Here is a 26379-nt window from a genome sequence, read left to right as displayed (position 1 = left end):
GAATCATGGAAACAACACTCAGAGACCAGGTGGAAGAAACGCTACGCACCGTGTATGACCCGGAGATCCCGGTGAACATCTACGACCTGGGCCTCGTATACAAGATCGAAATAGGAGAGGAAGGCAAAGTAATGGTGATCATGACCCTCACCGCACCCGGCTGCCCCGTAGCCGGCAGCATCATGGAGGAGGTGAACAACAAGATCTCAGCCATTCCCGGCGTCTCCAGCGCAGACGTGCGGCTCACCTTCGACCCGCCATGGACAAAGGACATGATGAGCGAAGAAGCAAAACTCGAATTAGGATTCTTATAATAACCACTGAAGACGCTGTTAATCGAGCGTCTTTTTATTTTAATAGTATGGCAGAAGACCTGAGCATCATACAGGGAAACAAGGCGGAGCAATACACCTCGCTGCTTCCGCAGATCAAAGCGCTCATCACCGGTGAGCCGGACCAGGTGGCCAACCTCGCCAACATCGCCGCGGCGCTGAAAGAACAGTTTGGCTGGCTGTGGGTGGGCTTTTACCTCGTTAAAGGGGAAGAGCTGGTGCTGGGACCTTTCCAGGGCCCGGTGGCCTGTACGCGCATCCGCAAGGGGCGCGGCGTTTGCGGCACGAGCTGGGCGGACGCGGCTACGCTGGTAGTGCCCGATGTGGAGAAATTCCCCGGCCATATTGCCTGCAGCAGCCTGTCGCGCTCCGAAATAGTAGTGCCGCTGATGAAGAACGGCGAAGTGTTCGGCGTGCTGGATGTGGATAGCGCTGAATTCAATACTTTCGATGAAACGGACCGCAAATTCCTGGAAGAGGTAGTGAGCTGGATTGAATAAATTTCCGCTACCTTCAGGGTGTATATCAACCAAATTTCCACCCCATGAAACGCTTATTCTCCCTCGTACTTTTGATCGCCTGCGGTATAGCCGCGCAGGCCCAGAACACCACTTTCAACAAAGCCCTGGCAGACAGCCTGGGAGCCGACCAGTACGGTATGAAAATGTACCAGCTGGTGATCCTCAAAACCGGCAGCAACCAAACCACCGACAAAGAAAAGATCAACGAGCTTTTCAAAGGCCATATGACCAATATCGGCAAGCTGGTAAAAGACGGCAAGCTGGTAGTGGCGGGCCCTCTCGGCAAAAACGACAAACAATACCGCGGCATTTTTATCCTCTCCGTTAAAACAAAAGAGGAAGCAGAAGTACTGCTGGTAACGGATCCCGCCATCAAAGAAAAGCTCCTGGAAGCGGAAATATACCCCTGGTACGGCTCCGCTGCGCTGCCGAAATACCTGGAATATCACTCGCAGATAGAGCAGACGAAGCATTAAAAATGCCTGGTGTAATATCGCTGGTCTTAATCTGAGCAGCCTGTAATCATTTTGGTTTTTTTTCTTTATTTTGCCTTGTTCCAATTCCAATGCACAATGAAGCGAAATCCCAAATGGTCTCGGGATGAGATCATCCTTGCGCTTGATCTTTATTTTTCTCCCAACAGAGGCTCCATCGATAAAAAGAATCCTAAAATCATCGCTTTAAGTAGGCTTTTAAGAGAATTGCCGATTGTATTTGACAGGCCTGACTCCGAAAAGTTCAGGAATGCCAATGGCGTGGCCTTGAAGCTGTCTAACTTTGCAAAATTTGACAGTGGGTATACTGGCAAAGGCATGAGGAACGCATCTAAGTTGGATGGAATTATTTTTCATGAATTTGTGAATCAAAAGGAGAAGCTTAAGAAGATCGCGGAAGAGATAAGAACGATCAATAAAAATAGTGAGTTAAGGGTAGAAATATTAGCTGTTGAGGACGATGAACAGACCGAAAATGATGCTGTTTTTGAAGGTTCTATCATTTATAAGTTGCACAAAACAAAAGAGCGGTCATTAAAAATCGTGAAGAAAAAGAAGGAACAAGTTTTGAAAGAAACTGGAAAACTTACCTGCGAGATATGTGAGTTTGATTTCCAGCTTACTTATGGAGATATTGGAAGGGGATTTATTGAATGCCATCACCGTACGCCGTTATCTAGTCTGAAGGCTTCTACTAAAACATCATTAAACGACCTCGCTTTAGTTTGCGCCAATTGTCACCGGATGCTGCATCGCCGTACTAATTCGACCGTTGAGGATTTAAGGATAAATATACATTGACCGCGCCCGCATCTGCCGGGAAATAGTTAAATTCAGGTAACGTTTGACTCCCTAATCCCATGCATTGCAACTCCTTCCTCAAACTTGCCCTTACCGCTGCCGCGGGCATTGCGCTTCCATTAAAATACTTGCCCGGCAAGCCAAAGCCACAGCAAAACCTTTTATTGTCAGGGCCGGGAAAGACCGCTTCAACAAAAGCCTTTCCCTGTTCGATGGCGACACCTTCCACACGAAAGTATCCCCCAAAGATCCCAACGGCGGCATCTACATGTGGGAATCCGTGCGCGAAAAGCCCGGCGGGCCCACCTATCATTACCATTTCGACCAGAATGAATGGTGGTATATGCTCAAAAGGGAATTTTATTTTCAAAGTGGGGGATGTGATGTAAGAACTGAAAGAAGGCGACAGCCTCTTCGGACCGCGCGGCGTGCCGCATGCTTTTGCAAAAATAGGTGAGGGAGAAGCAAGACTGCTGATGTTTTTCCAGCCTGCGGGTAAAATGGAAGAATTCTTCCAGGCGGTAGCTGCCGGTAAATTGAAAGGCCTTAGCCCGAGCAGCATCAGGAAATCAGGAAGGCCCGCGGCTTTATGCGCGCGGGCCTTCTATTCAACCAATTGAAGCTATAAGTATTCAGGTCAATATCTCATTAAAGCCGCTATCACAGCGCCGTCCGGCATATGTTCCCTGGGCGTTACGTATACCGTGGCGCCGGTTTGCAGCGCCTTGGAAACGGCCGCATTCAGCATGCAGGCGTCGTCGTTCTGCCTTTCTTCGTTCAGCATAAGCCGGTTGTACTGCTCGTTGAACGTGCCCCAGAGATGACAATCTTCCTGCACGAACACAATGTCTGCCTTTGCATAAAAACAAGCGGGGATCACGTCTTCGGGCGATGCTGAAGTAAGGCCGGTAGCGCGGTTGTTGTTATAACGTTCCACCGCCTGGTTGAAGGGCTGCTCGAAGTACGGCTGCATCAGCGGCCTGGCTTTTTCGAACATCGTGGATGCATTCTCCCTTTCAAAATTGCCGGAAAGATGGATATCGTTGACGTGCCTGTAACGTGTGCGCTGTTTGAAGAGCGGGATCAGGTAATCCACGCCGGCCAGCACGAGCGGAACATTTTCGGTGCTCAGCAGCTTTTTCCAAAGTGTTTCGTCCACTTCGTCCATATACATGGAAATATTTTCCTTTTCATCGGGCTTGCCCGCGCCGATGCCATGGTAGTTAGCGCCTTCGCCCGCGCCTCTGCCGCCGGTGCGGAATAATTTCTGGTCATCTTTTTCCTCAAAGTGTACAACATCGTCTATGCCATGGGGCATTTCCGGCACCGGAACTTCTTTCATGCCCCAGCCGTCGCCTTCATACAGGGTGGCTCTGCTCTTGCTGAGCGCCAGCAGGTAAAAGCGGTCGCGGCCCTGCAGCAGCCCAGTGAGAGGGCCTACGTAAAACGTATCGTGAATGTATGTGAAGGCTTTAGTAGGGTAAGGCAGCTGGAAGTATCTGAAGAACCCGGGCGCGACGAACACGGCCAGGCCGTCCTGCTGCCTGTGCCAGAAAGTATCGTCTTTAACAAGATCGAAACCGCCCATGAGCAGGGATTCTATTTCCTGCATAGGCAGGCCTTTTTCCTGCAGTTCCTCCTGCACCTGCTGCAGGGCGTTCTTGAACTGTATCATATCGTGCAGCTCGTTCACTTCAACGCCGGAGCGGTGTGTGGGCAGGAAGATGGAGATGGAATGGGGAGAGCTGTGATTGGCCAGCTTCACAAGATCTTCGCGTGAAAAGATGTCCGGCAGGGGCTCGGGCCGGGTGGTTTCTTCCGGCTGTTGCAGGGTGTCCGGCTGTTGTTTGTAGCTGATATATTCTGGCTGCTGTTCCGCCAGTTCTTCCTCTTCCCGCTTGTTCACATTGCGGTTCGGATGCATAACGTGAACGTTGCTGGTATCTGCGCCCGCATCATCCAGCTCGCGCCGGATATCAGGTGTTCCTTTCCTGTTGTTGCCGGAGGGTTTGCTTTTGGGTGGAATAAAATTCCCGTCTCTGCTCTTTGCCATAATCGTCAGGTTTTAAGGATGTGGACACAAACTTTATACCTGAAGGATACGGCAGTAAGTCCGGGAACGGCTTTAAAGGCGGCATATCACTCACATGCCGCTTCCATTGTTTTGCATATGCCCACTATACAGTCTTTATTGGCAGTGCCCCATTTATCGATCGCGGTAACAACGGGCATGATGCTTACGCCGAGCGGGGTGAGATAATATTCCACTTTAAGGGGAACACTGTCCGGGTATACTTTCTTGGTAACGATGCTGAATTCTTCCAGCTCGCGCAGCTGCATATTGATCACGCGGGGAGCCGCGGCGGGAATGGCGGCATGCAGCTCCACGGGCCTGCGGATGCCGCGGTGGATGCTGTCGATAATGCAGGGCTTCCATTTGCCGCTCAACACTTTCATGGTCACATTAATGCCACAGTCCAGGTCTTCCGGTATTTTACGCTCGTACATTTTTGTGCTGTTTTGTGTCACAATGTTATCGAAATAATGCTGAACCGGGAAGAAATTTTCCCTGTGGGAATAATTCTTCCCTTATTTTTTGCCCGCTCATTTCGTTGGAAGTTTGTGTCAACAAAAAAACAGATCAGATCATGACAACGAAAGGAAAAATAACCGTTATCGGTTTAGGTTCAATGGGCATTACCCTCGCAAAACTGTTACTCAGCGCCGGTTATACTGTAACCGCATGGAACCGTACTGCCGGCAAAGCGCAGGAGCTGGTGAAAGCGGGCGTAGTGCTGGCAGAAAGCGCTGCCGCGGCGATTGCGGCCAGCCCGGTAACTGTAATTTGCGTATACGACCATAAAGCCACTGCCGCAATATTGCAGACCCCGGAAGCAGAAGCCGTGCTGGAAGGCCGCATACTGCTGCAGCTGACCACCATCAGCCCCGCGGAGGCCCGCAACAGCCTTGCATGGGCAACGGTCAACGGCGCGGGTTATGTGAACGGCGCCATACAGGCCGCTCCCAGCCAGATGGGCCGGCCAGATACGCCGGTCCTGGTTTCGGGGAACAAACAGGTATTGCAGTCCGTTTGGCATATCCTGGAAGTATTCGGCGGAGGCATCAGGGATCTTGGTGACAACATTGCGGCCGCACCGACGGTGGATCTTGCCACTTTATCCTACATCTACGGCTCTTCCATCGGTTTTTTCCACGGCGCAAGGGTGATGGAAGCGGAAGGGCTGCCGGTAAACGAGTTCGGCGATATCGTTGCCGGCATTACGCCCACCTTCGGCGAGTTCCTGAAATATGAAGGCGACAAGATACACGCGAACGACTATACGATCGGTGAAAGCCCGCTGCGTATATCCGTGGAGGCTACTGCGAGAATAGAGCAGGCAGCTATCGACGCCGGCATTAATTCAGAGTTTCCCGCGCTGGCGGCTTCCCTGCTGAAAAGGGCCGAGGCGGCGGGTTATGGCTCGGAGGAAGTAGCGGCGGTTATAAAAGTGCTGCGGGCGGGTTAAGGCCCAAGATCATGCGCAACGAGTCCAACAGCGTGAGCGCGCCTTTCCAGGGCCTGGAATTTTATTGGTAGGATACAGTGAACATCATACAAAAGCGGCTGCATATGCGGCCGCTTTTTTGTTTCCCGCCGTTTTTTTATGATAAATATGTTGGAATACATGCCGGACTGTATTATTTTGTATCCTTATATATACAAACCCGATACACTATGAACATCAAATTCAATTTGTTAGGAGCGGTGCTGCTCACCTTCCTTTTTTCATGTGAAGATAATAATACGCCAGAGCCTGAACCTGAGGAATCAGCCTGCCAGTATGGTATGCAGGGTGTGTTTTCCACCGATGCGCCCGTCTGGAGCGCCGACACGGTATCCATTCTTCCGTATGTATCAGGCGGCGTATTCCATATGTTTTCTGCGCCGTATGCGGCTCCGTACTGGACCACTATGCAGTTGTCAAGAAATTCGGATACATGTTACCTGAGCCAGGCGTCTGCGGATACGCTGAACTATACGGTAAGATTAAAAAATCCTTCGACGGCGGCCGGAGCATTGGCTTCGTACGATATGTCGCTTCACCTTTACGGGCAAAACAAGATCGCAACCGTTTCTTTTATAGGCAGTGCCGCCCATGTAGGATATACTCACCTGAAAGTAGGCACTGAAGGGGCGGTGAGCGTACCCGAGCTGGTGCGTATTTTTGAGGATTGGACGGAAGTAAGCTTGCGTACCAATGGAAATACCTGCGCGGTGTATATCAACGGCACACTGGCTAAAAGTATAAGCTATGCCGGCGCCATCGGCCGTCTCAAAGATGTGCGCGTGACCTTCAAAGGTTACGGCAGCGTCGATTATTTCCGCGTCACCGGCCTGAAGGGCGCAAAGATCGTGCGCAATGAATTCAACAATGTAAACACCCCTTCCCAGGGCCTGGAATTCGGGTGGTAATAACTTTCATATCTTTTTCGGAAAGCGGTTGCGTTTGCGGCCGCTTTTTTTGTTTCTGCTTCTAATGGATTATCTGTATTTTCCTGTATACCAAAATCAACATCCCATGAGCTTAACCCGACGTTCCTTTATGAAAAACAGCCTGGGTGGCGCAGCCCTGCTGGGTTTGCCATCAGCCGCAGTACAGGCTGCCACGCCTCCGCCCGCGGGTAAACCGTTCAAGCTGGCTGTTTCAAGCTATTCTTACTGGCATTTCAGGACCCCAAAAGTGCCCATCGAAAAGGTGATAGACGAAGCAGCCAGGCTGGGCGTGGAAGGAGTGGATGTATTGCACCGCCAGATGGATGGGGAAGACAATGCCTACCTGCAAAAGCTGAAACGCCATGCTTTCCTGAACGGCGTGGACCTGGTAAGCCTTTCCATCCACCAGGATTTCGTATCGCCCGATGCCGCCGAGCGGCAGAAAGATATCGACCACACCATCCGCTGCATAGAGCTGGCCTATAAAATGGGCATCCCCGCCATCAGGCTCAATTCCGGCCGCTGGGGCACCATTAAATCATTCGACGATCTCATGAAAGCCCGCGGGGTGGAGCAGCCCATTCCCGGTTACACGGAAGAAGACGCATTTAAATGGTGCATAGACAGCATTGAGAAATGCCTGCCCAAAGCTGCGGAGTGCGGCGTATTGCTGGCGCTGGAAAACCACTGGGGCCTCACCAGCACGCCCGAAGGCCTGCTGCGCATCCGTAAAGCAATAGAAAGCCCCTGGCTGGGCGTGCTGATGGACACGGGCAACTTCCTCGAAGACCCTTACGACAAGCTGGAGAAAGTAGCGCCGTACGCCAATTTCGTACAGGCGAAAACGTATTACGGCGGCGGGGAATGGTATACGCTGGACCTCGATTACCCGCGCATCATCCAGATACTTCGCAAAGTGGATTACCGCGGCTACATCGCTATTGAGTTTGAAGGGAAAGAGGCCGCGGAAACCGGCGTGCAGAAGAGCGTGGAAATGCTGCGCAAAGCGATGGGCTGATTTGCGGCGTAAGCTGCTTCTACTTCTTTTGCCCAGGCCGCTATCATGCCGGCGCCGGCTTTATCCGCCCGCCACGCAAACGTCTTCCCGCAGGCGCAGGTATTCGGTGGGAGAAATGCCAAGGTAATGGTTGAAGTCGCGGATCAGGTGGCTTTGATCATAGAACCCGCATTGATCGATCACTTCGAACCAGTCGGGCGTGCCCCGGTTGTTCAGCAGCTCCACGGCGCGCAGGAAGCGGCGGTGGCGGTGGGCTTCCTTGGCGCTGAAGCCCAGGTATTTCTGGTAATTCAGCTGCACGTTCCGCTCGCTTTGCCCGGTTTCGGAGGCAATCACCTTTACAGGGTTCAGCGGTGTGCCCTGGTTGCGGATAATGTCTTCAGAAGCGGCTTCGCGGTCGCGGAGGTAACCTGCCGTCATATCCAGGATCAGCTCCACTCTTTTTTCGTTGTCCGGCGTGGCGTTGAGCGTTTCCCAGAGGGAGGAAAAACAATGTCCTTTTACCAGCGCGTCAGGATCTTTGAGATACTGGCTGCGGCCCTGCAGGCTTTGCCCGAAAAGGCGGTAAAACGCATCCAGCCTGAAGTTGGCTACTAGTATTTCATTGCCCGGCGGCTGTGTGTATTCCAACGCTGTTTTTAACGGGCCGATGGCGATGCTTTTGTGCACGGGCACGTCTTTGCCCGGTAAATGAACGATCACCGGGCTGCCGAAGCTGAACACGAGAATGGTCTCAAAAGAGGGCACCAGCGTTTTACGTACCGGCGCCTCGCCGTTGTTGGCTGCGAAATAAAAATGCGAGAACACCTCTTCCCAGTTGGCCGGTACGGGTATTCTCCCATTTGAATATTTTTCCTGTGGTTCCATACAGGATATAAAAGTACATAATCTGCTTCAGAAGGAAGCGCGGAGTTTCAGGACCAGGCTCCGCCCCGGGCTGCCGATGCCGGAGGCGAATACGCGGTAATGCTCATCCAGCACGTTTTCCAGCCCTGCCTGCGCCTTCAGCTTAGGGTGCAGGGTGAAGGTGGCGGACAGGTTGAGGGTGCACCAGGAAGGCATGCCTTCCTGCGTGGCATATTGCAGGTTATCCTCGCCGCTCGGGTTGTAATCTTTCACTTTTTTCCAGCCATTGTAAAGCGCGTAAGCTTCGCTTTCCAGCCATTTCCACCGGTAGTTCACGCCGGTTTTGCCGAACAGCGGAGGGATGTGGTCCATTGGCACATCCTTGCCGTCTGCACCGGTATAGCGGCCGTGAGTGAAGGTAATATGGCTGTACACGCGGAGGCCCTCCGCGGGTTGCAGCGAAACTGCGCCCTGGAAGCCCATGATGCGCGCTTTCGCCTTGTTCTGGCTGGCCACTACCGGCGTCAGCTCGCCGTTGTACAGCATTTCGTTCTTCCCGTTAAAGGTGAACCGGTCCAGCACGATCGCGTCGCGGAAAATGCTGTAGAAGCCGTTCACCTCCGCATACAGGATGTTGCCGAAAAGCCGGCTCAGCCCCAGGTCGAAATTGAAGGTCTGCTCGGGTTCCAGATCCGGGTTGGGCACTACCAGCTGCGCGCCGCCGGCAGATTCGAATACTTTGGCGATATCGTCTATGTTCGGTGCGCGGAAGCCGGTGGAGAAACCCAGCGTGAGCTTGCTTTTCACATCGGGCAAATAAATGAGGCCCGCGTTGGCGCTGTAGGTCACGTTTTGCTGCGACGCACCGGTGAAGGGCAGGTGCAGCAACGCGGTGTCTGTAAAACGGCTGTTGAGCGTTACGTAGTTCACACGCAGGCCGTCGTTCAGGATCAGTTTGCCGGGAATGATCTTGTAAAGATGCTGCATGTACGCGCCGGTGTAATGCATGGTGCTGCCGCCGTCGGGGTACCGCGTGTCCAGTCCTTCTGTTTTTACCTGCGTGCCGGTGTGGGTGAAAAAGGCGGTGGACTCCAGGAAATTGAATTGCCCGTCGATCCCCACATTCAGCTCGCTCCGGCCTTTGCTCTTCCGCAGGTCCGCATTAAAAGCGGCCACCTGTATATTCTCCACGCGTGATTCCAGTTCCGGTTTGCGGTAAGCGCGCTGCATGCGGCTTTCTTCTATATCCTGGTAGCTGGCACCCAGCAGCAGCTGGTCGAAGAAGCCGCGCAGGCGGGTGTTCCTGTACTGGTAGGCGGCCATCAGCCGTTCCTGCGGGCCGTAGTACCATTCGGCCCAGCGCAGCGCGCCGTTGCGGAGGTCCGTCAGGCGGTCGTACCGCGGGATGTCCGAGCTGGTGGAATATTGCAGGTTCAACAGGTGGCTGCTTCCTTCACGCGGCTGCCAAAGCAGCTTTTGCAGGAGGTCGTATTGTTTGTAGCCGCTGAAACGCTGGATGTTCGGGTTGCTGTTCTTTACAATGGAATCGCGGCCGTTGATGGTGGTGATGTATTCATTCCTCAACCCCCAGCCGCCGTCGTCCTTATTGCGCCTGGCGCCCTGCCGCTGGTCGCTGAAACGGCTGTAGCTGAAGGAAGTGAGCGAAGCAAACCGTTTGCCGCCGGCATTCACATCGGCATGACCGGTGAATTCGTTGCTCCCGCTGTTGAAACGGGTGGAAAGGGTGCTTTTAAAGGCATTTAAGACCGGTTTCTTCGTCTGGAAGTGTATGACCCCGCCGAGCGCGTCAGAGCCGTAAATGGTGCTCGCAGGGCCGTAGATGATCTCCACTTTTTCGGTGATATCGTCGTCGATGGTGATCACGTTCTGTAAATGGCCGGTGCGGTAAATGGCATTGTTCATCCGCACGCCGTCTACCACCAGCAAAATGCGGCTGGCCTCAAACCCGCGCAGCACGGGGCTCCCGCCGCCCATCTGGCTGCGCTGTATGAACACTTTCCCGGTCTGTTCCAGCAGGCCGCCGGTGTTGCCTGACAAAGAATTTTCAATTGTATGAAAAGGAATTACTTCCACTTTCTGCGCCACATACCTGCTTTTTTCCTCGAACTTATTGGCGGTTACGATCACCTCCGCCAGCGGGTGTATGCTGTCTGCCCTCTGCTGTTGCGCCAGTGCGGGCGCGGGTAACAGCAGGAGCCAGGTTAATGTGTAGAGTTTCATGTATCGTTTTGAATTTTGGTTGAAAGAAGCCGCCTCCGTGCGGAAGCGGCCTCTTAAAAAAATTACCGCTGCACCACGAACCGCAGGGTCTGCCGTCCTTCCATTCCTTCGATGGTCAGGATGTACATGCCGTTGGCCAGTGAGGCGATATTGAGCTGGTGGATGCTGCCTTGCAGCGTACCGAACTGGCGCAGCCTGCCGTCCATGTTGTGGATCCAGTAACGCAGCGGCAGCTTGGCGTTACCGGGCAGCTGGATGTTGAGGAACTGCTGTGCGGGGTTCGGGTAAACTATTGCGCTGCTCACGCTGCTGCCTGTTTCAGGCTCGGGTTTCGCCTCCATAGGCAGCGGTTCGTACACGTTTATTTCCGCTGCGCTGGCCCATGCGCCGCTGCTGATGCTGCTCAGGCTGCGGAGGCGCACAAACCGGGCGTTGCGGGCCGTAAAGGTCACGATGCGCTCGGTTTTACCGCTGGTGCTCCAGGTGCCGGTAGCGGCCGCGGTGCCCCAGGTCACGCCGTCGCTGCTGGTGTAGATCTCGTACTGGGCAATGGTGCCGTTGGTACCAACATCCTGCCGCGGCAGGTAGCCGATGCGGCCAATGGAAGTGCAGGCTCCCAGGTCGATCTGTATCTCATGCGGATGCGCGGGCGAGCCGGTGCTCCAGGCGGTATGCCAGTAGGTAGCCGTGTTGCCGTCTATCGCATGTATGGCGCGGCCATTGTTGGTGCCTTCGCCGGTGGGTTCTTCGGAATCAACATACTTCACCGTCCAGTTCGTTTTGGCCGGCACTGCGCCGCCGCTGGAGCAGGTAGGGGCGGAGATGAGATCGAAGCGCCATTTCTGGGCGTTGCTGCCATTGTCTGTATAGATCTGCACATTGGTATTGTTGCTGTCTGCCCCGTTCTGTACGTCCAGCACTTTGCTGAGATCGTTGTAGGCCTGCAGCTTGAAATATCCGCCGCCAACGTCCGCGATCTTCCATTTCTGCGCATTGCCGGAATTATCCGTCCACATGTGCACATTGGTGCCGTCGGCCGTGAAGCCGCCATTCACATCCAGGGCTTTGCCGGTGGTGTGCTGCGGCAGCAGCTTGTAGTAACCGCTGCCAAGGTTCACCAGCTTCCAGCGGTGATGCGAAGCATTGTTATCTGTAAAGATGTTCACGTTGGTACCGTCTGTTGTGCCGCCCTGGAACACCTGCAGGTTGCGGGTGAGCGCGTTGGCGGGTTTCAGCTCGTAAATGGCGTCGTTGATGAGGTTGATGCCGCCTGTAACGGTGATGAAATTCGTGTTGGTAATGCTGTTGTTCCCCTGGTCGTCTGTTACCGTAAGGGAAACGGAATACACGCCGGGCGAGCCGTACACTACTTTGGGATTACGCTGTGTGCTGGTGGAAGGCGTGCCGCCAGGGAAGCTCCAGGAATAGGCCGCGCTGGTCACCTGGTGGGCGGAGTTGTTGTAGAACCTCGCGGTGTCGCCCACGGTTTTGGTAGTGCCATCCACGGCTATCATGGCTTCGGGCGGCGTGGCTTCGTAGAGGTCGCTCATGTATACGCTGCGGCTGGTGGCGTTGAGTATTTTGGCGTCCTTGTAATCGATGTGGAGGCGTGTGCTGAAGCTGAGCGCGGGCAGGCCGGTGTTGTACAGCACCCAGTCCGCCATCGTGTTGTTCCTGTAATACACGGCGCGTTTGGTACCGATGTACACGCCGCCGTTGGTGCCGCGCTGGTACACGATATTGGTCACCTGCTCGCCGTTCAGCGTGGCGGTGCTCAGGTTGGTCCAGGTGGCGCCGCCATCGGTGCTTTTGTATACTTTCTGCCCGTCTACGGTGGAGTTCACGCGGGCCAGCCACACATGGTCGGGGTTGGCGGAGCTTACGGCCACGTCAAAGGCTACGCCGGTGCTGGACAGGCCGGTGGGCGTGATCAGCGTCCAGCTGGCGCCGCCATCCGCGGAACGGTATACTTTTTTGACGCTGCCGAGTGTGGTGGCGTACATGATGGAATTGTTCTTATACCCCACGGCAATGTTGCCCACCTTTTCGGTGAAGTCGTAGAGGGAAGTGTAATTCCCGCCGCCGTCTACGGACTTCCACAGCTGGTTGCCTTCGCCGAGGTATACGATGTTGTAATTCTGCGCATCCCAGATGATGTCGCTGCTTTGGCCTATGGTGTAGGAGCGGTTGGGGAGCTTGCCGTTGGCAAGGTTGATGGGAGCCTGCGTGCGGTTGCCGGTAAGCTGTTTACGCCCGTAGTCGAACACCACGATGCGGTCCTGCGCGTACGACACTGCACCCAGATAATTGTCGCCGCCGCCGGTGCTGATCCATCCGTCTGTATAAGTATTGTTGTCCTTCAGCAGGGTGCCGTTGTGATAAGTGCCGCCGAGCATTACGCGGTTGCCTTCCCAGTTGCCGGCGCCGAAGCCCCAGAAATCCGTGCCCATAATGCCTTTCATGCGTATCTGGAAAGTGGCGCCGCCATCGCTGGAATAAAAAATGCCGCCGTCGCAGGCGATCCAGAGGTCGCTGCCGTAGAAGCGGATGTCGTGTATATCCGCATGCACGTAGTCCACTTTATTGGAATGGCTCCATTTGGCGGGGCAGGTCCAGGTGACGCCGCCATCGGTGCTTTGCCAGCGGTTCACCGCGCCCAGCTGTATCTTGTTGGCGTCGGAATGGCTCACGTCCAGGGCGAGATCGTAGTAATACTGCCCGCCATCATCGGAGCCGTCATCGGCCCAGGCCATGAGGTTCTTGTTGGTAGTGGCATTGGGCGCGCCGCCAGGGCCGGTGCCGCAGCAGGCGAACGACCAGGTTTCCCCCGAATCGGTGCTTTTATAGATCCCGTACAAACCGCTGCCGCCATCGGCCACGCCGGTTGCGAGCGCATACACGATGTCGGCATTGGCGGGTGTTACGGAGATCTCAGTGCGTTTCTGTTCTTCTCCGGCGGCAGTAGGGTTGGGCCAGCCGGTGGTCTTGAGGGTGAAGGTGACGCCGGCGTCCGTGCTTTTGTAGAACTCGGTCTTGACGCCGGTTTGCCGGATGGCATAAATGGTGCTGTTATTGCCGGGCTTGAATTCTATTTCCTGGAAAGCGCCGGCCATTACCTGTGTGAAGGTGGCTCCCGCATCGGTGGAGCGGTACAGGCCCTGGCTGGATGCCACAAAAAGAGTGCTGGCAAAACCGGGACGGGAAACGATGTCGTTGACCGTGTGGTTCACGCTGTTGAAAGTGGCGTCCCCGGCCTGGTTGAAGGTAACGCCCCCGTCTGTGCTTTTGTAGAGTTTGTTGTTGCCGCCGAAATACACGGTGTTGTGGTTCGTCTGGTCGATCTCCACGGACAGTATGCTTTGCACCAGCATGTTATCCGTCAGCGGGGTCCAGTTGAGGCCTTTGTCGGTGGACTTATACAACCCGGCCGTGGCCGTTCCTGCATAGAGCACGCTGGTATTGCTCAGCGATTGCTCAACGGTGTAAACGTGCGCCGCGCCTGAAGCATAGCTGGTGCCGGCGGCGCCGTTGTCGAAATTAACGGGGCCAACGCCCGTCCAGGCGGCTACGCCGCTGAGCGCGCGGAGGTTACGCGCCTGGTCGGACCGGGCGAGGTAATTGCGCGCCTGCTGGAGGTCGTAACTGCTGAGCTTTTTGCCGGGCGCCGTGCTGTAAGGGTTTCGCCTGATCTCGCGGATCCAGCGTTTGTAGTACTGTGTGTACTCGTTCTTTTCGAAAGGGTGGCTTTCATAATACTTCTCAAATTCTTCGGTCACTTTCTCGGGATCGGGATTGTCGCTGTACATCAATTTCACCCAGTAAGGCATGTTGGGGTTGCCGGCATTGACCTTCATTTCAAGCTGCTGGGCGGAGGCGGTTTCGAGGCCGTCTGCAAGACTGAGGGCAATGGCCAGGATAAAGGTCCGTAACGATACAACGATCGGGTGGCGCGTTCGCAGGGAACGACAGGCAGCAAAATTGCGCATGTGGGTTCGATTTAATTGGTTGAAAAATGCTTATCAGAATAATTACAAACGGTCAGGGCTATTCATGTAAATGATAGAATGCGCGGGCTATTAGTACTGCTCAACGGGTTACGTCAGGTTATCAACGTAGAATCTGCATATGGATCAATGACATGACTGCTTATCACACTTAACTGAAGAAAATTACTTTATTATATTCTTCATAGTGAATTCAACGTATACCGTTTTACAATTATATTACAAAGGAGTGGATTTACGGTTTGCGATTGTCAGTATTGCTTTGCATTAACATTTTGCATGCGGCAGCGCGGGCGAGTATTAACAATCGTACTGCGGGAATACTGCATCAGGGATGATAACCCGCATCCGCATATTTCTTGCGGTAGGCCAACGGGTTGTAGGCCGTTACGCTTTTGAACTGCCGGTTGAAATTGGATAAGGTCTGGAAACCGCTCTCATAGCATATCTCCGTGATGTCCATCTCTTTTTCCAGCAGCAGCTTGCAGGCATGGCCGATCCTGATCTCCGAAAGGAAATCGGAAAAGGTCTTGTTCGCATGGGTCTTAAAATAACGGCTGAAGGAAGAAGGTGTCATGTTCGCGATCTCCGCTACTTCGTCCAGCGAGATCTTTTCGCGGAAATTTTTCATCACGTAAGCATGCACTTTGTTCATGCGCTCTGTATCGGAAGCTTTCAGCAGGTTGGTGTACCCCGCGCTGCTCAGCAGCTTGTATTCCTGCGAAGCGGCCAGGAAGTTCAGCAGGTGCAGCAGGGAAAGGATGCTGTCGAAATCCTTTGCTTTCAAAAGCTCTTTCATCAGCTTCTCCGCCTTTTCCTGCGTAGGCCCTACAAAGCGGATGCCTTGCTGCGCGCGGCTGAACAATTGCCGCAGCCGGTATGCTTCTTTTTTTTGCAGGAATTCATGGCCCAGGAAATCTTCATGGAAATACACGACGATCCCTTCGGTCCAGATGTGCTTATTCCCTTCAAAATATTCATGCCCGCTCTGCCAGAGATGCGGCAGGTTTGGGCCGGTGAACACAAGGTCACCCTGCGTGAACGGCGTTACATGATCGCCGATAAAACGCGTGCCCGTACCGCGCAGTACGACGAACAGCTGGTATTCGGAATGAAAATGCCAGTTGGGATCGAAGTGGGGGGCTTTGAGATATTTTACCTCGAAAGCCCTGTCTGGCGAAATACGCGATTTTTGTAAAGCAGCCCTCATATTTTACCCTTTATTTGTCATAAACAAGGTATTTTATCTTAAAAGTATGACAAAATACAGTCAAAACCCGATAAGATTAAGGAAAGGGTTGTTTTAATTTATTTCGAAATTCGGTCTAGAATCTAAATACACATGAATATCCGCTTCCACGTTTACCTTTTCCTGATCGTAATAATGGCATCCTGCCGCGAGCAATCACGCAGCGGCAATATCGAAGTGCTTTTCCTCGGGCATGCCAGCGAGCATCATCATTCCGAAAGATATATGCCGATGCTGGCCTCCGCGCTGGCTACGGAAGGCATTCATTTTACGTATACGAACGATCCCGCTTCGCTGAATAAAAAGAACCTGGAGCTGTTCGATGCGGTGATGATCTATGCCAACCACGATTCCATTACACCGGAACAGGAAACTGCGCTGGTGGATTTTGTGAAGTCCGGCAAAGGGTTCATCCCGCTGCATTGCGCCAGCTATTGCTTCCGCAATTCCCCCGCATACATCGATATGGTGGGCGGGCAGTTCGAACGGCACGATACCGGCACGTTCACCGCAACGATCATCAATAAGGAGCACCCGGTGACCAAAGGCCTGCAGGAATTCTCCACCTGGGACGAAACTTATGTGCACACGCGGCTCAGCAAGGACCGCACGGTGCTCATGGAAAGGGTGGACGGCGTTCACCGCGAACCCTGGACCTGGGTGAAGGAATACGGCAAAGGCCGCGTGTTTTACACCGCCTATGGCCACGACGAGCGCACCTGGAACAATCCCGGTTTTCATAAGCTGGTGCAGAACGGCATCCTCTGGGCAGTGGGCGATAAAGTGCGGGCCGACTGGGAAAAACACCGGAAAGAGCTTCCCACACTGGCATATCGCGACGAAGCCAATATCCCCAACTACGAAAAACGCAATCCCGCGCCGAGATTCCAGGAACCACTGTCTGCCGAAGCATCCGCAAAACTTATACAGGTGCCGCCCGGCTTCGACCTGGAGCTGTTCGCTTCCGAGCCGGACATCATCAATCCCATTTCCATGGCCTGGGACGAAAAAGGAAGGCTGTGGGTGATAGAAACAGTGGACTATCCCAACTCGGTGCGCGACGAAAAAGGCGTTGGCGACGACCGGATCAAGATATGTGAAGATACCGACGGGGACGGCAAAGCGGACAAGTTCACGGTTTTCGCCGATAACCTGAACATTCCCACCAGCATGGTATTTTACAACGGCGGCGTTATCGTGTCGCAGGCGCCGCACTTCCTGTGGCTGAAAGACACGAACGGCGATGGTAAAGCAGACGAACGCAAAGTGCTGATCGACGGCTGGGGTACTTTTGATACACACGCCGGCCCCAGTAACCTGCAATACGGTATGGATAACCACATCTGGGGGTCCGTTGGTTATTCCGGCTTCAAAGGCACGGTGGGCGGCTCTTTCCGCGAGTTCAGCCAGGGCTTCTACCGTTTTTCGCCCGACGCGCGTTACTTCGAATTCATGACCGGAACCAGCAACAACACCTGGGGGCTTGGCTTCACCGAGCAGAACGACGTGTTCGGCTCCACGGCCAACAATACTCACAGCGTGTTCATGGGCATCCCCCAGAAAGCGCTGCAGGGCCTGGAAGGCGCTGCCATTGCCGGCAGCGTGAAGATAGACGGCCACTACGCCATGCATCCCATCACGCAGCATGTGCGGCAGGTGGATGTGTTCGGCGGGTTCACTGCGGCCGCCGGGCATTATTTTTACACAGCCAACAGCTACCCCGAATATTACCGCCGCACCGCATTCGTTTGCGAACCGACCGGCCACCTGGTGCACGTTGCGGAGATCGAAAAAACTGGCGCGGGCTTTAAGGAAAAGGACGGCTGGAATTTATTTGCGAGCGCGGACGAATGGGTGTCGCCCGTGGAAGCCAAAGCCGGGCCCGATGGCGCTGTCTGGATACTGGACTGGTACAACTTTATCATACAGCACAACCCGACGCCCACGCCCGAACGCGGCGGCTACGCAGCGGAGAACGGCAAAGGCAATGCTTACGAAAACCCACTACGCGATAAAACGCATGGCCGCATCTGGCGCGTGGTGTACCGCGAAGGAAAGAAATCCGCGAAGCTGGAGCTGTCTAAAGACAAGCCCGCGGAACTGGTCAAAGCGCTCGGAAACGATAACCTCTTCTGGCGCCTTACCGCGCAGCGACTGCTGGTGGAGCGTAACGACAAAGCGGCAGTGCCCGAGCTGGAAAAGCTCGCCGCAGGAGAAGCGCCCGCCGCATTGCACGCCCTCTGGACGATAGACGGCCTGGGCGCAACGGCCACATCCCGCAAAGTGGTGCAGGATGCATTAAAACATAAAGACCCGGCTGTGAGAAAAGCAGCCATACAGATACTTTCAAAATATCCCCGCAGTGAACAGGAAATACTCGCTTCAGGCATCCTGAAGGATGCAGATGCAAACACCCGGCTGGCCGCCCTCGTGTCCCTCACCGAAGCGGCGCCTTCGGAAGCTATTGGCCGTGAACTGCACGCCATCAGCCTCGAAGACGCCGTTAAGCAGGACGAATGGCTTTCCAAAGCTGTTTACGCAGCGGCCAGCCGGCACCGCAAAGGGTTCATCAGCGCATTCATGGCCGCACATCCTGACTTCAGCGTAGCGCCGCCTGCCGCGGTGAGCCGCGAAGCGGTTGCCCTGAATGATGCGGGTTGGAAAGAAATGAGCCTGCCCACGCACATCGAAGATGCAGGGCTGGATATAGACGGAATCGTATGGTTCCGCCGCGTGGTGGACGTGCCGGCCGCTGCCGCAGGCAAAAAAGCGGTGCTCTCCCTCGGGCCGATAGACGATTCCGATGAAACATTTGTGAACGGCAAGCCGGTGGGTAAAACCAACAATGCCTGGTCGAAGCCGCGTATTTACAATATTCCCGCGGGCGTGCTGAAAGCGGGTAAGAACGTGATAGCGGTCAAGATGGAAGATACAGGCAGCGGCGGCGGTATTTACGGCAAAGCGGAAGGCCTCTTCCTCGAAATAGACGGCACAAAAATACCGCTGAAAGGCCCCTGGAAATATGAAGTGGAAAAAGCCACCAGCGGCGGCGGCCACCAGCTGTTCAAAGACATGCCGCTGGGCGAAACGTTTGTGCGCACTTACCTGCACAAGCAGGATGCCGCAACCGGAACTAATGCGGCTGCGGGCGGTCCGGCCACTGTTATTCACCTCAAGGTCATCAAAAACGAAATGAAGTACGACCTGAAGAGCTTCACAGTGGTAGCGGGCAAACCGGTAGAGATCGTATTCGAGAATCCTGACTTCATGCAGCATAACCTCGTGATCACACAGCAGGGCGCCCTGGAAACAGTGGGCCGCTCGGCGGATAAGCTGGCCACTGATCCCAATGGCGCTGAAATGCAGTACGTGCCTTCCATGGGCGAGGTATTATTTTCCACGCGGCTGGTAAACCCGCAGGAGAGCGTTACGCTTCAGTTCACCGCTCCCGCGCAACCCGGCGACTACCCGTTTGTATGCACTTTCCCCGGCCACTGGCGCATTATGAACGGGGTGATGAAAGTGGTGAAGCAATAGAAAAACGAGAACCATATGATGAATAATATCCGCCTGGGCGTGAGCACCTGGCTCTGGACCTCCCCGTTCACCACCGCTACGGTGAAGCTTTTTCCGAAGATCAAAGCAATGGGGTACCAGGCCGTGGAAATACCGGTAGAATATCCCGAACAGATAGATGCGCAGACCGTACGGCAGGCGCTCGATGATAACGGGCTGGAACCCGTAGTGTGCGGCGCTTTCGGGCCAACGAGAGACCTTACGCATGAAGATACCAGGGTGCACGAGCATTGTTTTGCCTACGTGCGCCAGTGCTTCGACCTCTGCAACGCCTGGGGAGCCGGCTTCGTGGCGGGGCCCATGTATTCCGCCGTGGGCAAGGCGCGCATGGTGCCGCCTGAACAAAGGAAAACAGAATGGGACCGCGCGGTGCGCAACCTGCATAAGATGTGCGAAGAAGCAAAAGCTGCCGGCCTGGCATTGGCGCTGGAACCGTTGAACCGTTTTGAATCGGACCTGGTGAACACTGCCGAAGACGTGATGCGGCTGGTGCGGGACATCGATCATCCGGCGGCAGGCGTATTGCTGGACAGCTTTCATATGTCGATAGAAGAAAGGAACATGGAACAGGCCATCGTTACCGCCGGAGAAAGGCTGCTGCATGTGCAGGTATCCGAGAATTACCGCGGCGTGCCGGGCACGGGGCAAACGCCCTGGGACAGCTTCAGGCGCGGATTGGAGCGGGCGGGGTATAAAGGCGTGGTGTCCATCGAAAGCTTTACGCCTGAAATAAAAGAACTGGCGGGGGCCGTCTGCATCTGGAAGAACCTGGCAGACAGCCAGGACGGCTTTGCCGAAGACGGTCATCGATTCCTCAAAACATTATTAAAATAACGAGAATATGGAACAACGCAGGATCAACGTAGCCATTGCCGGGCTGGGGTTTGGCGCGGAATTTATTCCCATTTACCAGCAACACCCCGATGCAAACATCGTGGCCATCTGCCAGCGCACCCGCTCCCGGCTCGACGAGATCGGCGATGCTTTCGGCATCAGTAAACGTTTCACCGACTACGACGAAATGCTGCGGGATCCGGAAATAGATGCCGTGCATATCAACACGCCCATCCCTGACCACGGCGCGCAGACCATCAAAGCGCTGAAAGCCGGCAAACACGTGGCTTGCACCGTGCCGATGGCCACCACCGTGGAGGAATGCGAAGAGATCGTGCGGCTCTGCAAAGAAAAAGGGCTCACGTATATGATGATGGAAACAGTGGTGTACAGCCGGGAGTTCCTGTTCATGAAAGAATTGTATGAAAAAGGAGAGCTGGGCAAAGTGCAGTTCCTGAAAGCCAGCCACCAGCAGGATATGGACGGCTGGCCGGGTTACTGGCCGGGCCTTCCGCCGATGTATTACGCCACGCATTGCGTGGGCCCCGTGCTGGGGCTGCTGCGCAGCGAAGCGGAGTACGTATCCTGCTTCGGCTCCGGCACCATCCGCGAAGAAATGCATGGTCATTACGGGTCGCCTTATGCCGTGGAGACCACGCAGATCAAGCTGCGCAATTCCGACCTGAGCGCGCATGTATACCGATCTTTGTTCGATGTGGCGCGGCAGTACAGGGAAAGTTTTGAAGTATACGGCTCGCTGAAGTCCGTAGAATGGCCGCTGATAGAAGGGAAACCGCTGGTGGTGCATACCGCCAAGAAACCCGAGCCGGAGATACCGGCCGAAACGGAATGCCCCGATTATGCGAAGCTGCTGCCGGAACCTATACAGCGTTTTACCACCAAGGGCGTGTACGACGCGGACGAGCACCAGCACCTGTCGTTCGCGCAGGGCGGCGGCCATGGCGGCTCTCACCCGCACCTGGTGCATGCTTTTGTGAAAGCGCTGAAGGAGGGGAGCAGCCCGTACCCGAACGCGGTGCAATCCGCCAATATCACCTGCGTGGGCATCCTCGCGCATGAATCCGCCAAAGAGGGCGGGAAGATCATTTACCTGCCGTCTTTTACCCTTGCTGACTGACAGGGATATCATATTTATACCATTTACCCTTTGCTGAATAAACCATGGTCCGATACCGCGAACGGGAACTGCTGGTATACAGGCAACCATATCCTACAGGCATTCGCCCGGCAACCCGTTCTGCCGGGCCAGCCTTTCATCTTTGATCTGTGCCCGGCGGCCATAGTGCTAAATGACCGAATAATTGCTATTTTGCGCGGCATAAGCAACTATTATCATGTTGAAACAACGGAAAGACGTACTATCCTGGCTCGGCGAAAAAGAATGGCTGGCCCCCTCATTGTGGTTCGGTTTGTCTATGATCGTTGCCTGCAAAGAATTTTTCAGCGGCAATTATAACAACTACACCATTTTCAAACATGTTTTTCTGCACACTATTCACGGGCAGACCCTTTACGGTCCTTACCCCGAGTACTTCGACGTGAATAACTACGGGCCGCTGTTCAGCGTGCTCATTGCGCCCTTCGCCCTGATGCCGGATATGATCGGCGCCATTCTCTGGATGCTGTTCAACGCCGCCGTGCTTTTCCTGTCTATCCGCCAGCTGCCGCTTACGCGCATCCAGCAGAATCTGGTGCTGATATTCGCCAGCCACGAGCTGATGGCGGCCAGCAGCTACTTCCAGTTCAATCCCATCGTTGCCGCCTGCCTTATTTTCAGCTTTGCGCTGATCCGGAAAGGGAAAGAATTCTGGGCCGCGTTTTTCATCATGTTCGGCGCCCTGACAAAGCTCTACGGTATTGTAGGCCTTTCGTTTTTCTTTTTTACCAACAACAAATGGCGGCTGATCTACAGCATGTTCATCTGGGGCGTGGTACTGTTCGCCCTGCCCATGGTCCTTTCTTCGCCGTCGTTTATTGTGAGAAGCTACCGGGAATGGTATGAAGCGCTGGTATTCAAGAATGAGCGGAACGCCCAGTTCGACAAAGGGATACTGCTACAGGACATTTCCGCGATGGGTTTCATCAAACGCGTGTTCGGCCTGCATTACATGAGCAATCTCTGGGTGATAGGCCCTGCCCTCGTCCTGTTTGCCGCACAGTACCTGCGGCTGAAATACCGGGAGTACGCCAGCTACCAGCTGTATATCCTCTGTTCCGCCCTGCTGTTCACCGTGCTGTACAGCAGCAGCTCCGAATCGCCCACGTATATTATCGCGTTCATTGCGCCCTGCATCTGGTATGTGATGCAGCCTAAAACCTGGCAGAACAACGCTTTTTTCATATTCGTGCTCATCGGGTGCAGCTTTTCGCATTCGGACCTGGTGACGCCCTGGGTGAAAAAGAACATCGTGGTGCCGTACGCCTTCAAGGCATTTCCCTGCCTCGTGATGTGGCTGGTGATCGTTTACCAGGTGCTCACGCGAAGGTTCCTGCGAACCGTTTAAGATAACAAAGAAGGCTGCCTTAAAGGCGGCCTTCTTTATGCCGTTTGGGGCCGAAACGCAGGTTCATCAGTACAATAGCCGCCAGTATCAAGGCAATGCCCGTCCATTGCCAGGCATTCACCGCCTCGTGCAGCAGGAAGTAAGCCATGAGCACGGATACGGGTATCTCCACCGAAGCAATGATGCTGCCCAGGCCGCTGCCGGTGATGGGCATGCCTTTGGTGAACATCAGCGGCGGCAATACTGTACCGAATACGGCCAGGATGATCCCCCATTTCCAGAGCACCGCGGGATTGAATTGCTGTAAAAGCGCGGGGCCCCACACGAGCGCAACGATCACCGTTGCGCCGCATAGCAGGAACAGGCTGCGTTGCAGCGGGGAACGTTCCGTGGCAATATGCTGCGAAGCATAAATGGAGACGGAATACGCCACCGCCGCCAGCAGCCCGAACCCGACGCCCGCCCAGTGAATAACGACCTGCGAGCCCAGCAGGTCCGTGGCCAGCAAAGTGCCGGCCAGCACGATCAGCACAGCGATCACCTTTTGCAAAGAAGGCAATTTCTTTTCCAGTATGCTTTCCAGCAGCACGCCTATCCACACCGCCTGCATCAGCAGCACGATACAGACCGAAACCGATATGTAACGCACGGAGAGGTAATAAAAAATGCTGGTGAGCCCCATAGAGGTGCCCGCCAGCATCAGTTTCAGCTTGTCTTTTGTATTGGCCCGCGCCTGCGGGAGCCTCCGGCTTTTGGTAGCCAGGTTCATCACCGCCAGGATGATGAAGCCAAGGAAAGCCTGTGCGAATGTGACCTCAGCGGTCGTAAAACCTTCGTTGTTGGCAAGTTTCACGAATGTAGCCAGTATCCCGTAGCTGGATGCGCCAATGGCCACCAGCATAATTCCTTTCCATGTATTTCCTTTCATTCTGGTGGCAAATGTACACTTATCGTTTTAACTGGTAAGTGCCGGCTTCCGCGCCGAACGAACGCACCAGGCGGTTCCAGGAATTGATCTGGCAAACGGCCAGCGTGAGCACGGCAATTTCCTGTTTGGAAAAGAAGTTCAGCAGCTCGTCGTGCAGGTGATGGGTATGCTGCTCTGCGGGCATATGGGTGAGGGTTTCCGCGAAAGCCAGCACGGCCTGCTCTTTAGGCGTGTAATAGTTTGTTTCGCGCCATACGGAAACAGACAGCAGGCGGACGGGCTCTTCACCTGCATGAACGGCTTCTTTGTAATGCATGTCCATACAGTACGCGCAGCTGTTGATCTGTGAAACGCGCATCTGTAAAAGCTTTATCAGCTTCTGATCCAGTCCTGACTTGTAGATGTAAGCCTGAACGCCGCTCATCACTTCCATGAGTCCGGCGGGAATGTCCTCTTGATTAATTCTGGCCATGGTAAAATTGATTTTATATAAAGACATTTCCCGGGGCCGGAATGTGACAGCTAAACCATATTTTTTTTCAGATAACGTAATTTATCCGGGTTGCGGATAATGAAAACGTTGCTGATGGAGCCGTTGAGGAAGGTAAACACCTGGCAGCCTATGAGTTCGCCCTTGTAATGATACAATATCGCGGGTTGGTTATTGATTTCCGTGACCTGCGCGTCGAAATGCACGTAGGCTTTCCTGTAAAGACCTGAAAGGAATGCGATGGCCGGTTTCCTGCCGGTAACCGGGTTGATGGCCGCCGCAACCTTGCCGCCGCCGTCGGAGATGACGGTGATGTCTTCATTGAGCAGCTGTTCCAGCTTTTTAAGATCGTTGCGCAGGATGGCCTCCTGGTATTTACGGATATCCGTGCCCGTATACGGCTGTATAATGGGCGCATCCAGCTGCCTGCGGGCGCGGGTGAGCAGCTGCCGCGAATAATCTTCGCTGATGCCCAGCGTGGCCGCTATTTCGGCATGATCGTAATCGAAAGCTTCGCGGAGAATAAATACGGCGCGCTGGCGCGGGTTAAGCTTTTCGAGCAATACCATGAGGGAGTAGGAGAGCAGGTCGCCGCGCAGCAGGGAACTGTCCGCCCCTTCGGTGGATACCGGCTCCGGCAGCCACTCCCCGGGATAATCCGCAGCCTGCAGCTGCTGTTGTTTTTTACGGTTGATGGAGCGGTTGATGACAGTTCTTACAAGATAGGCTTTTTCGTCCTGCACATGGCTCCTGTCTGCCTGCATATAGTGCAGGTATGCATCCTGCACGATGTCTTTAGCTTCTTCCAGTGAACCGGTAATGTTGTAAGCATAAGTGGTCAGCAATGGTCTGATCGATTCCATGCCGGAAAATTATATAATCTCTCAGTAATCGCATGAAAATCGTTAACTTCCATATAACCATATTTGATACGGAACCATATTCAGTAACCAAAACAATGACGTATGAATCGCATACACCTGCTTTGCCTTGCATTGTTGGCAATCTCATTCACAAACGGAGCCCATGCACAATCCACCCCGGGAAAATTTTACATGAAAGTGTCCGGCGGTTATTTCTTCAGCGTGTCTCCCGGCCAGTTCCCCGACGTAGGGCCGTACCCGCCAAGAGATGAACGCGTGGCTATTAATCCAACCACCGGCGCAACGACCACCCTTTCGGAAAAAGTGCTCACCGGCTCATACGGCGAAGGCGTTCGCGGCGGATTGTCATTCGGCTACGTCCTCAATAAAAATTTCTCCATCGAGGGAACGTTCTGTTATTACCACAGCAGCAAAAACCTGATGACGAAAAACGTGACCACCATACAAGGCACCAATACAGTCGTAGGCAGCATCGAATCGCACGGGCATGTGAACGCCGTGGATTTTGCGCCCAGCCTGGTAGTAAGTCCGGGTTACGAGAAGTTTAATCCTTATGTGCGCTTTGGCGTTGTAGTGCCGTTGTGGGGAAGGCTGTACATTGAAACAGAGGCCACCCGCACCAGCGCGGTGCCCGGCCAGCCCGCGGCGGTAGTGGCGCAAACGGCCATTCACAGGAAAGAAGAGATCAAACCCAATCCCACCTTTGGTTTCCAGGGCGCGCTGGGCTTTAATTACGCGGTAGCGCGCAGGCTGGATATATTTGCGGAAGCGGAATACCGCAATGTGCCGGTAAAGGGTAAAAGCAAGGAAGTAACGGAATACGATGAAGTGACACGCGTTGTGAACACCGCCACGGGCGCAGAGATCGGCCGGCAAACGCGCGGCCTGAACGACCTGAGCACAGCGGAACGGGAAACGGAGTATAAAACAGTGCTGGATGAAAGCTCCAACACGCCGACCAGTACCACCGGCTCCAAAACGAATTACAAAAACGATAACGCCCCTGCCAACGACCTGAAATCATATATCAATGTCGGCGGCTTGGGATTAAATGCGGGCGTGAGATTCCGTTTTTAAACCAATTACAGCAATGGAAATAAACAGCGCCGGAAGGATACCTTCCGGCGCTGCCGTTTTATAA

General features: G+C 54.3%; 22 protein-coding genes. 12 read left to right on the top strand and 10 right to left on the bottom strand.

Translation table 11 applies throughout. The features are described from left to right. The first annotated feature begins 5 nt into the window (after positions 1 to 5). The 4 genes from ACTJIK_RS18790 to ACTJIK_RS18775 all read left to right on the top strand — a co-directional run bounded on the left by ACTJIK_RS18790 (position 6) and on the right by ACTJIK_RS18775 (position 2148). Positions 6 to 314 (top strand): SUF system Fe-S cluster assembly protein, encoded by a 309-nt coding sequence (locus tag ACTJIK_RS18790; protein WP_440648924.1) that lies wholly within the window; start codon positions 6 to 8, stop codon positions 312 to 314. Between the two features lie 47 nt (positions 315 to 361). Further along, the gene (locus ACTJIK_RS18785; RefSeq protein ID WP_440648922.1) at positions 362 to 832 is read left to right on the top strand and encodes a GAF domain-containing protein; all 471 of its coding nucleotides are present in this window, start codon (positions 362 to 364) and stop codon (positions 830 to 832) included. A gap of 44 nt (positions 833 to 876) precedes the next feature. Next, entirely contained in the window at positions 877 to 1329 is a 453-nt protein-coding gene (locus tag ACTJIK_RS18780) for a YciI family protein (RefSeq protein ID WP_440648920.1), read from the top strand. A 96-nt stretch (positions 1330 to 1425) separates the two neighbouring features. After that, positions 1426 to 2148 (top strand): HNH endonuclease, encoded by a 723-nt coding sequence (locus tag ACTJIK_RS18775; RefSeq protein WP_440648918.1) that lies wholly within the window; start codon positions 1426 to 1428, stop codon positions 2146 to 2148. Here ACTJIK_RS18775 and ACTJIK_RS18770 read toward each other — a convergent pair. The 3 genes from ACTJIK_RS18770 to ACTJIK_RS18760 form a co-directional block, all read right to left on the bottom strand. After that, complete coding sequence (locus ACTJIK_RS18770) at positions 2108 to 2710, bottom strand: hypothetical protein (RefSeq protein ID WP_440648916.1); 603 nt, start codon at positions 2708 to 2710, stop codon at positions 2108 to 2110. The two genes, ACTJIK_RS18775 and ACTJIK_RS18770, sit on opposite strands and share 41 nt — an antisense overlap. Before the next feature lie 75 nt (positions 2711 to 2785). Beyond that, positions 2786 to 4201, bottom strand: coding sequence for a baeRF7 domain-containing protein (locus tag ACTJIK_RS18765; protein WP_440648914.1), 1416 nt, complete (start codon positions 4199 to 4201; stop codon positions 2786 to 2788). An 86-nt stretch (positions 4202 to 4287) separates the two neighbouring features. After that, positions 4288 to 4656, bottom strand: a complete 369-nt coding sequence (locus ACTJIK_RS18760; protein WP_440648912.1) for a winged helix-turn-helix transcriptional regulator — start codon at positions 4654 to 4656, stop codon at positions 4288 to 4290. Between the two features lie 140 nt (positions 4657 to 4796). On the opposite strand from ACTJIK_RS18760, the gene ACTJIK_RS18755 reads away from it, so the two are divergent. From ACTJIK_RS18755 to ACTJIK_RS18745, 3 genes are all read left to right on the top strand, one after another. Then, positions 4797 to 5675 carry an NAD(P)-dependent oxidoreductase gene (locus ACTJIK_RS18755; RefSeq protein WP_440648910.1) on the top strand — a complete coding sequence of 293 codons (879 nt, stop codon included), beginning with the start codon at positions 4797 to 4799 and terminating at the stop codon, positions 5673 to 5675. Positions 5676 to 5884: 209 nt separating this feature from the next. Further along, on the top strand, positions 5885 to 6622 hold the full coding sequence (locus ACTJIK_RS18750) for a hypothetical protein (protein ID WP_440648908.1): 738 nt from the start codon (positions 5885 to 5887) through the stop codon (positions 6620 to 6622). Between the two features lie 106 nt (positions 6623 to 6728). Further along, entirely contained in the window at positions 6729 to 7661 is a 933-nt protein-coding gene (locus ACTJIK_RS18745; RefSeq protein ID WP_440648906.1) for a sugar phosphate isomerase/epimerase family protein, read from the top strand. 60 nt (positions 7662 to 7721) lie between these two features. Here ACTJIK_RS18745 and ACTJIK_RS18740 read toward each other — a convergent pair whose 3' ends face one another. The 4 genes from ACTJIK_RS18740 to ACTJIK_RS18725 form a co-directional block, all read right to left on the bottom strand. Then, a complete protein-coding gene (locus ACTJIK_RS18740; protein ID WP_440648904.1) occupies positions 7722 to 8528 on the bottom strand; it encodes a helix-turn-helix domain-containing protein in 807 nt (268 codons plus the stop codon). A 27-nt stretch (positions 8529 to 8555) separates the two neighbouring features. After that, positions 8556 to 10748 carry a TonB-dependent receptor gene (locus tag ACTJIK_RS18735; RefSeq protein ID WP_440648902.1) on the bottom strand — a complete coding sequence of 731 codons (2193 nt, stop codon included), beginning with the start codon at positions 10746 to 10748 and terminating at the stop codon, positions 8556 to 8558. A gap of 62 nt (positions 10749 to 10810) precedes the next feature. Next, a complete protein-coding gene (locus ACTJIK_RS18730; RefSeq protein ID WP_440648900.1) occupies positions 10811 to 14734 on the bottom strand; it encodes a discoidin domain-containing protein in 3924 nt (1307 codons plus the stop codon). A 346-nt stretch (positions 14735 to 15080) separates the two neighbouring features. Further along, positions 15081 to 15962, bottom strand: coding sequence for an AraC family transcriptional regulator (locus ACTJIK_RS18725; RefSeq protein WP_440648898.1), 882 nt, complete (start codon positions 15960 to 15962; stop codon positions 15081 to 15083). A 132-nt stretch (positions 15963 to 16094) separates the two neighbouring features. On the opposite strand from ACTJIK_RS18725, the gene ACTJIK_RS18720 reads away from it, so the two are divergent. From ACTJIK_RS18720 to ACTJIK_RS18705, 4 genes are all read left to right on the top strand, one after another. Further along, on the top strand, positions 16095 to 19538 hold the full coding sequence (locus tag ACTJIK_RS18720; RefSeq protein WP_440648895.1) for a PVC-type heme-binding CxxCH protein: 3444 nt from the start codon (positions 16095 to 16097) through the stop codon (positions 19536 to 19538). A gap of 15 nt (positions 19539 to 19553) precedes the next feature. Further along, positions 19554 to 20411, top strand: a complete 858-nt coding sequence (locus ACTJIK_RS18715; RefSeq protein ID WP_440648893.1) for a sugar phosphate isomerase/epimerase family protein — start codon at positions 19554 to 19556, stop codon at positions 20409 to 20411. A 7-nt stretch (positions 20412 to 20418) separates the two neighbouring features. Then, the gene (locus ACTJIK_RS18710) at positions 20419 to 21549 is read left to right on the top strand and encodes a Gfo/Idh/MocA family protein (protein ID WP_440648891.1); all 1131 of its coding nucleotides are present in this window, start codon (positions 20419 to 20421) and stop codon (positions 21547 to 21549) included. Positions 21550 to 21766: 217 nt separating this feature from the next. After that, positions 21767 to 22936, top strand: coding sequence for a glycosyltransferase family 87 protein (locus ACTJIK_RS18705; RefSeq protein ID WP_440648889.1), 1170 nt, complete (start codon positions 21767 to 21769; stop codon positions 22934 to 22936). A gap of 19 nt (positions 22937 to 22955) precedes the next feature. Here the strand turns inward: ACTJIK_RS18705 and ACTJIK_RS18700 are convergent, their stop codons facing one another. The 3 genes from ACTJIK_RS18700 to ACTJIK_RS18690 are packed head-to-tail and all read right to left on the bottom strand — an operon-like array spanning position 22956 to position 25217. Beyond that, positions 22956 to 23864, bottom strand: coding sequence for an EamA family transporter (locus ACTJIK_RS18700; protein ID WP_440648887.1), 909 nt, complete (start codon positions 23862 to 23864; stop codon positions 22956 to 22958). 19 nt (positions 23865 to 23883) lie between these two features. Next, positions 23884 to 24336, bottom strand: coding sequence for a carboxymuconolactone decarboxylase family protein (locus tag ACTJIK_RS18695; RefSeq protein ID WP_440648885.1), 453 nt, complete (start codon positions 24334 to 24336; stop codon positions 23884 to 23886). Positions 24337 to 24386: 50 nt separating this feature from the next. Continuing rightward, positions 24387 to 25217 carry a sigma-70 family RNA polymerase sigma factor gene (locus tag ACTJIK_RS18690; protein ID WP_440648883.1) on the bottom strand — a complete coding sequence of 277 codons (831 nt, stop codon included), beginning with the start codon at positions 25215 to 25217 and terminating at the stop codon, positions 24387 to 24389. Between the two features lie 102 nt (positions 25218 to 25319). Here ACTJIK_RS18690 and ACTJIK_RS18685 point away from each other — a divergent pair, with 102 nt between their 5' ends. Beyond that, positions 25320 to 26315 (top strand): outer membrane beta-barrel protein, encoded by a 996-nt coding sequence (locus ACTJIK_RS18685; RefSeq protein ID WP_440648881.1) that lies wholly within the window; start codon positions 25320 to 25322, stop codon positions 26313 to 26315. Positions 26316 to 26379 lie beyond the last annotated feature (64 nt).

It is taken from the genome of Chitinophaga sp. 22620, from assembly GCF_052044405.1.
Taxonomy (GTDB): domain Bacteria; phylum Bacteroidota; class Bacteroidia; order Chitinophagales; family Chitinophagaceae; genus Chitinophaga.
This window is presented reverse-complemented; position numbering and strand designations above follow the sequence as displayed.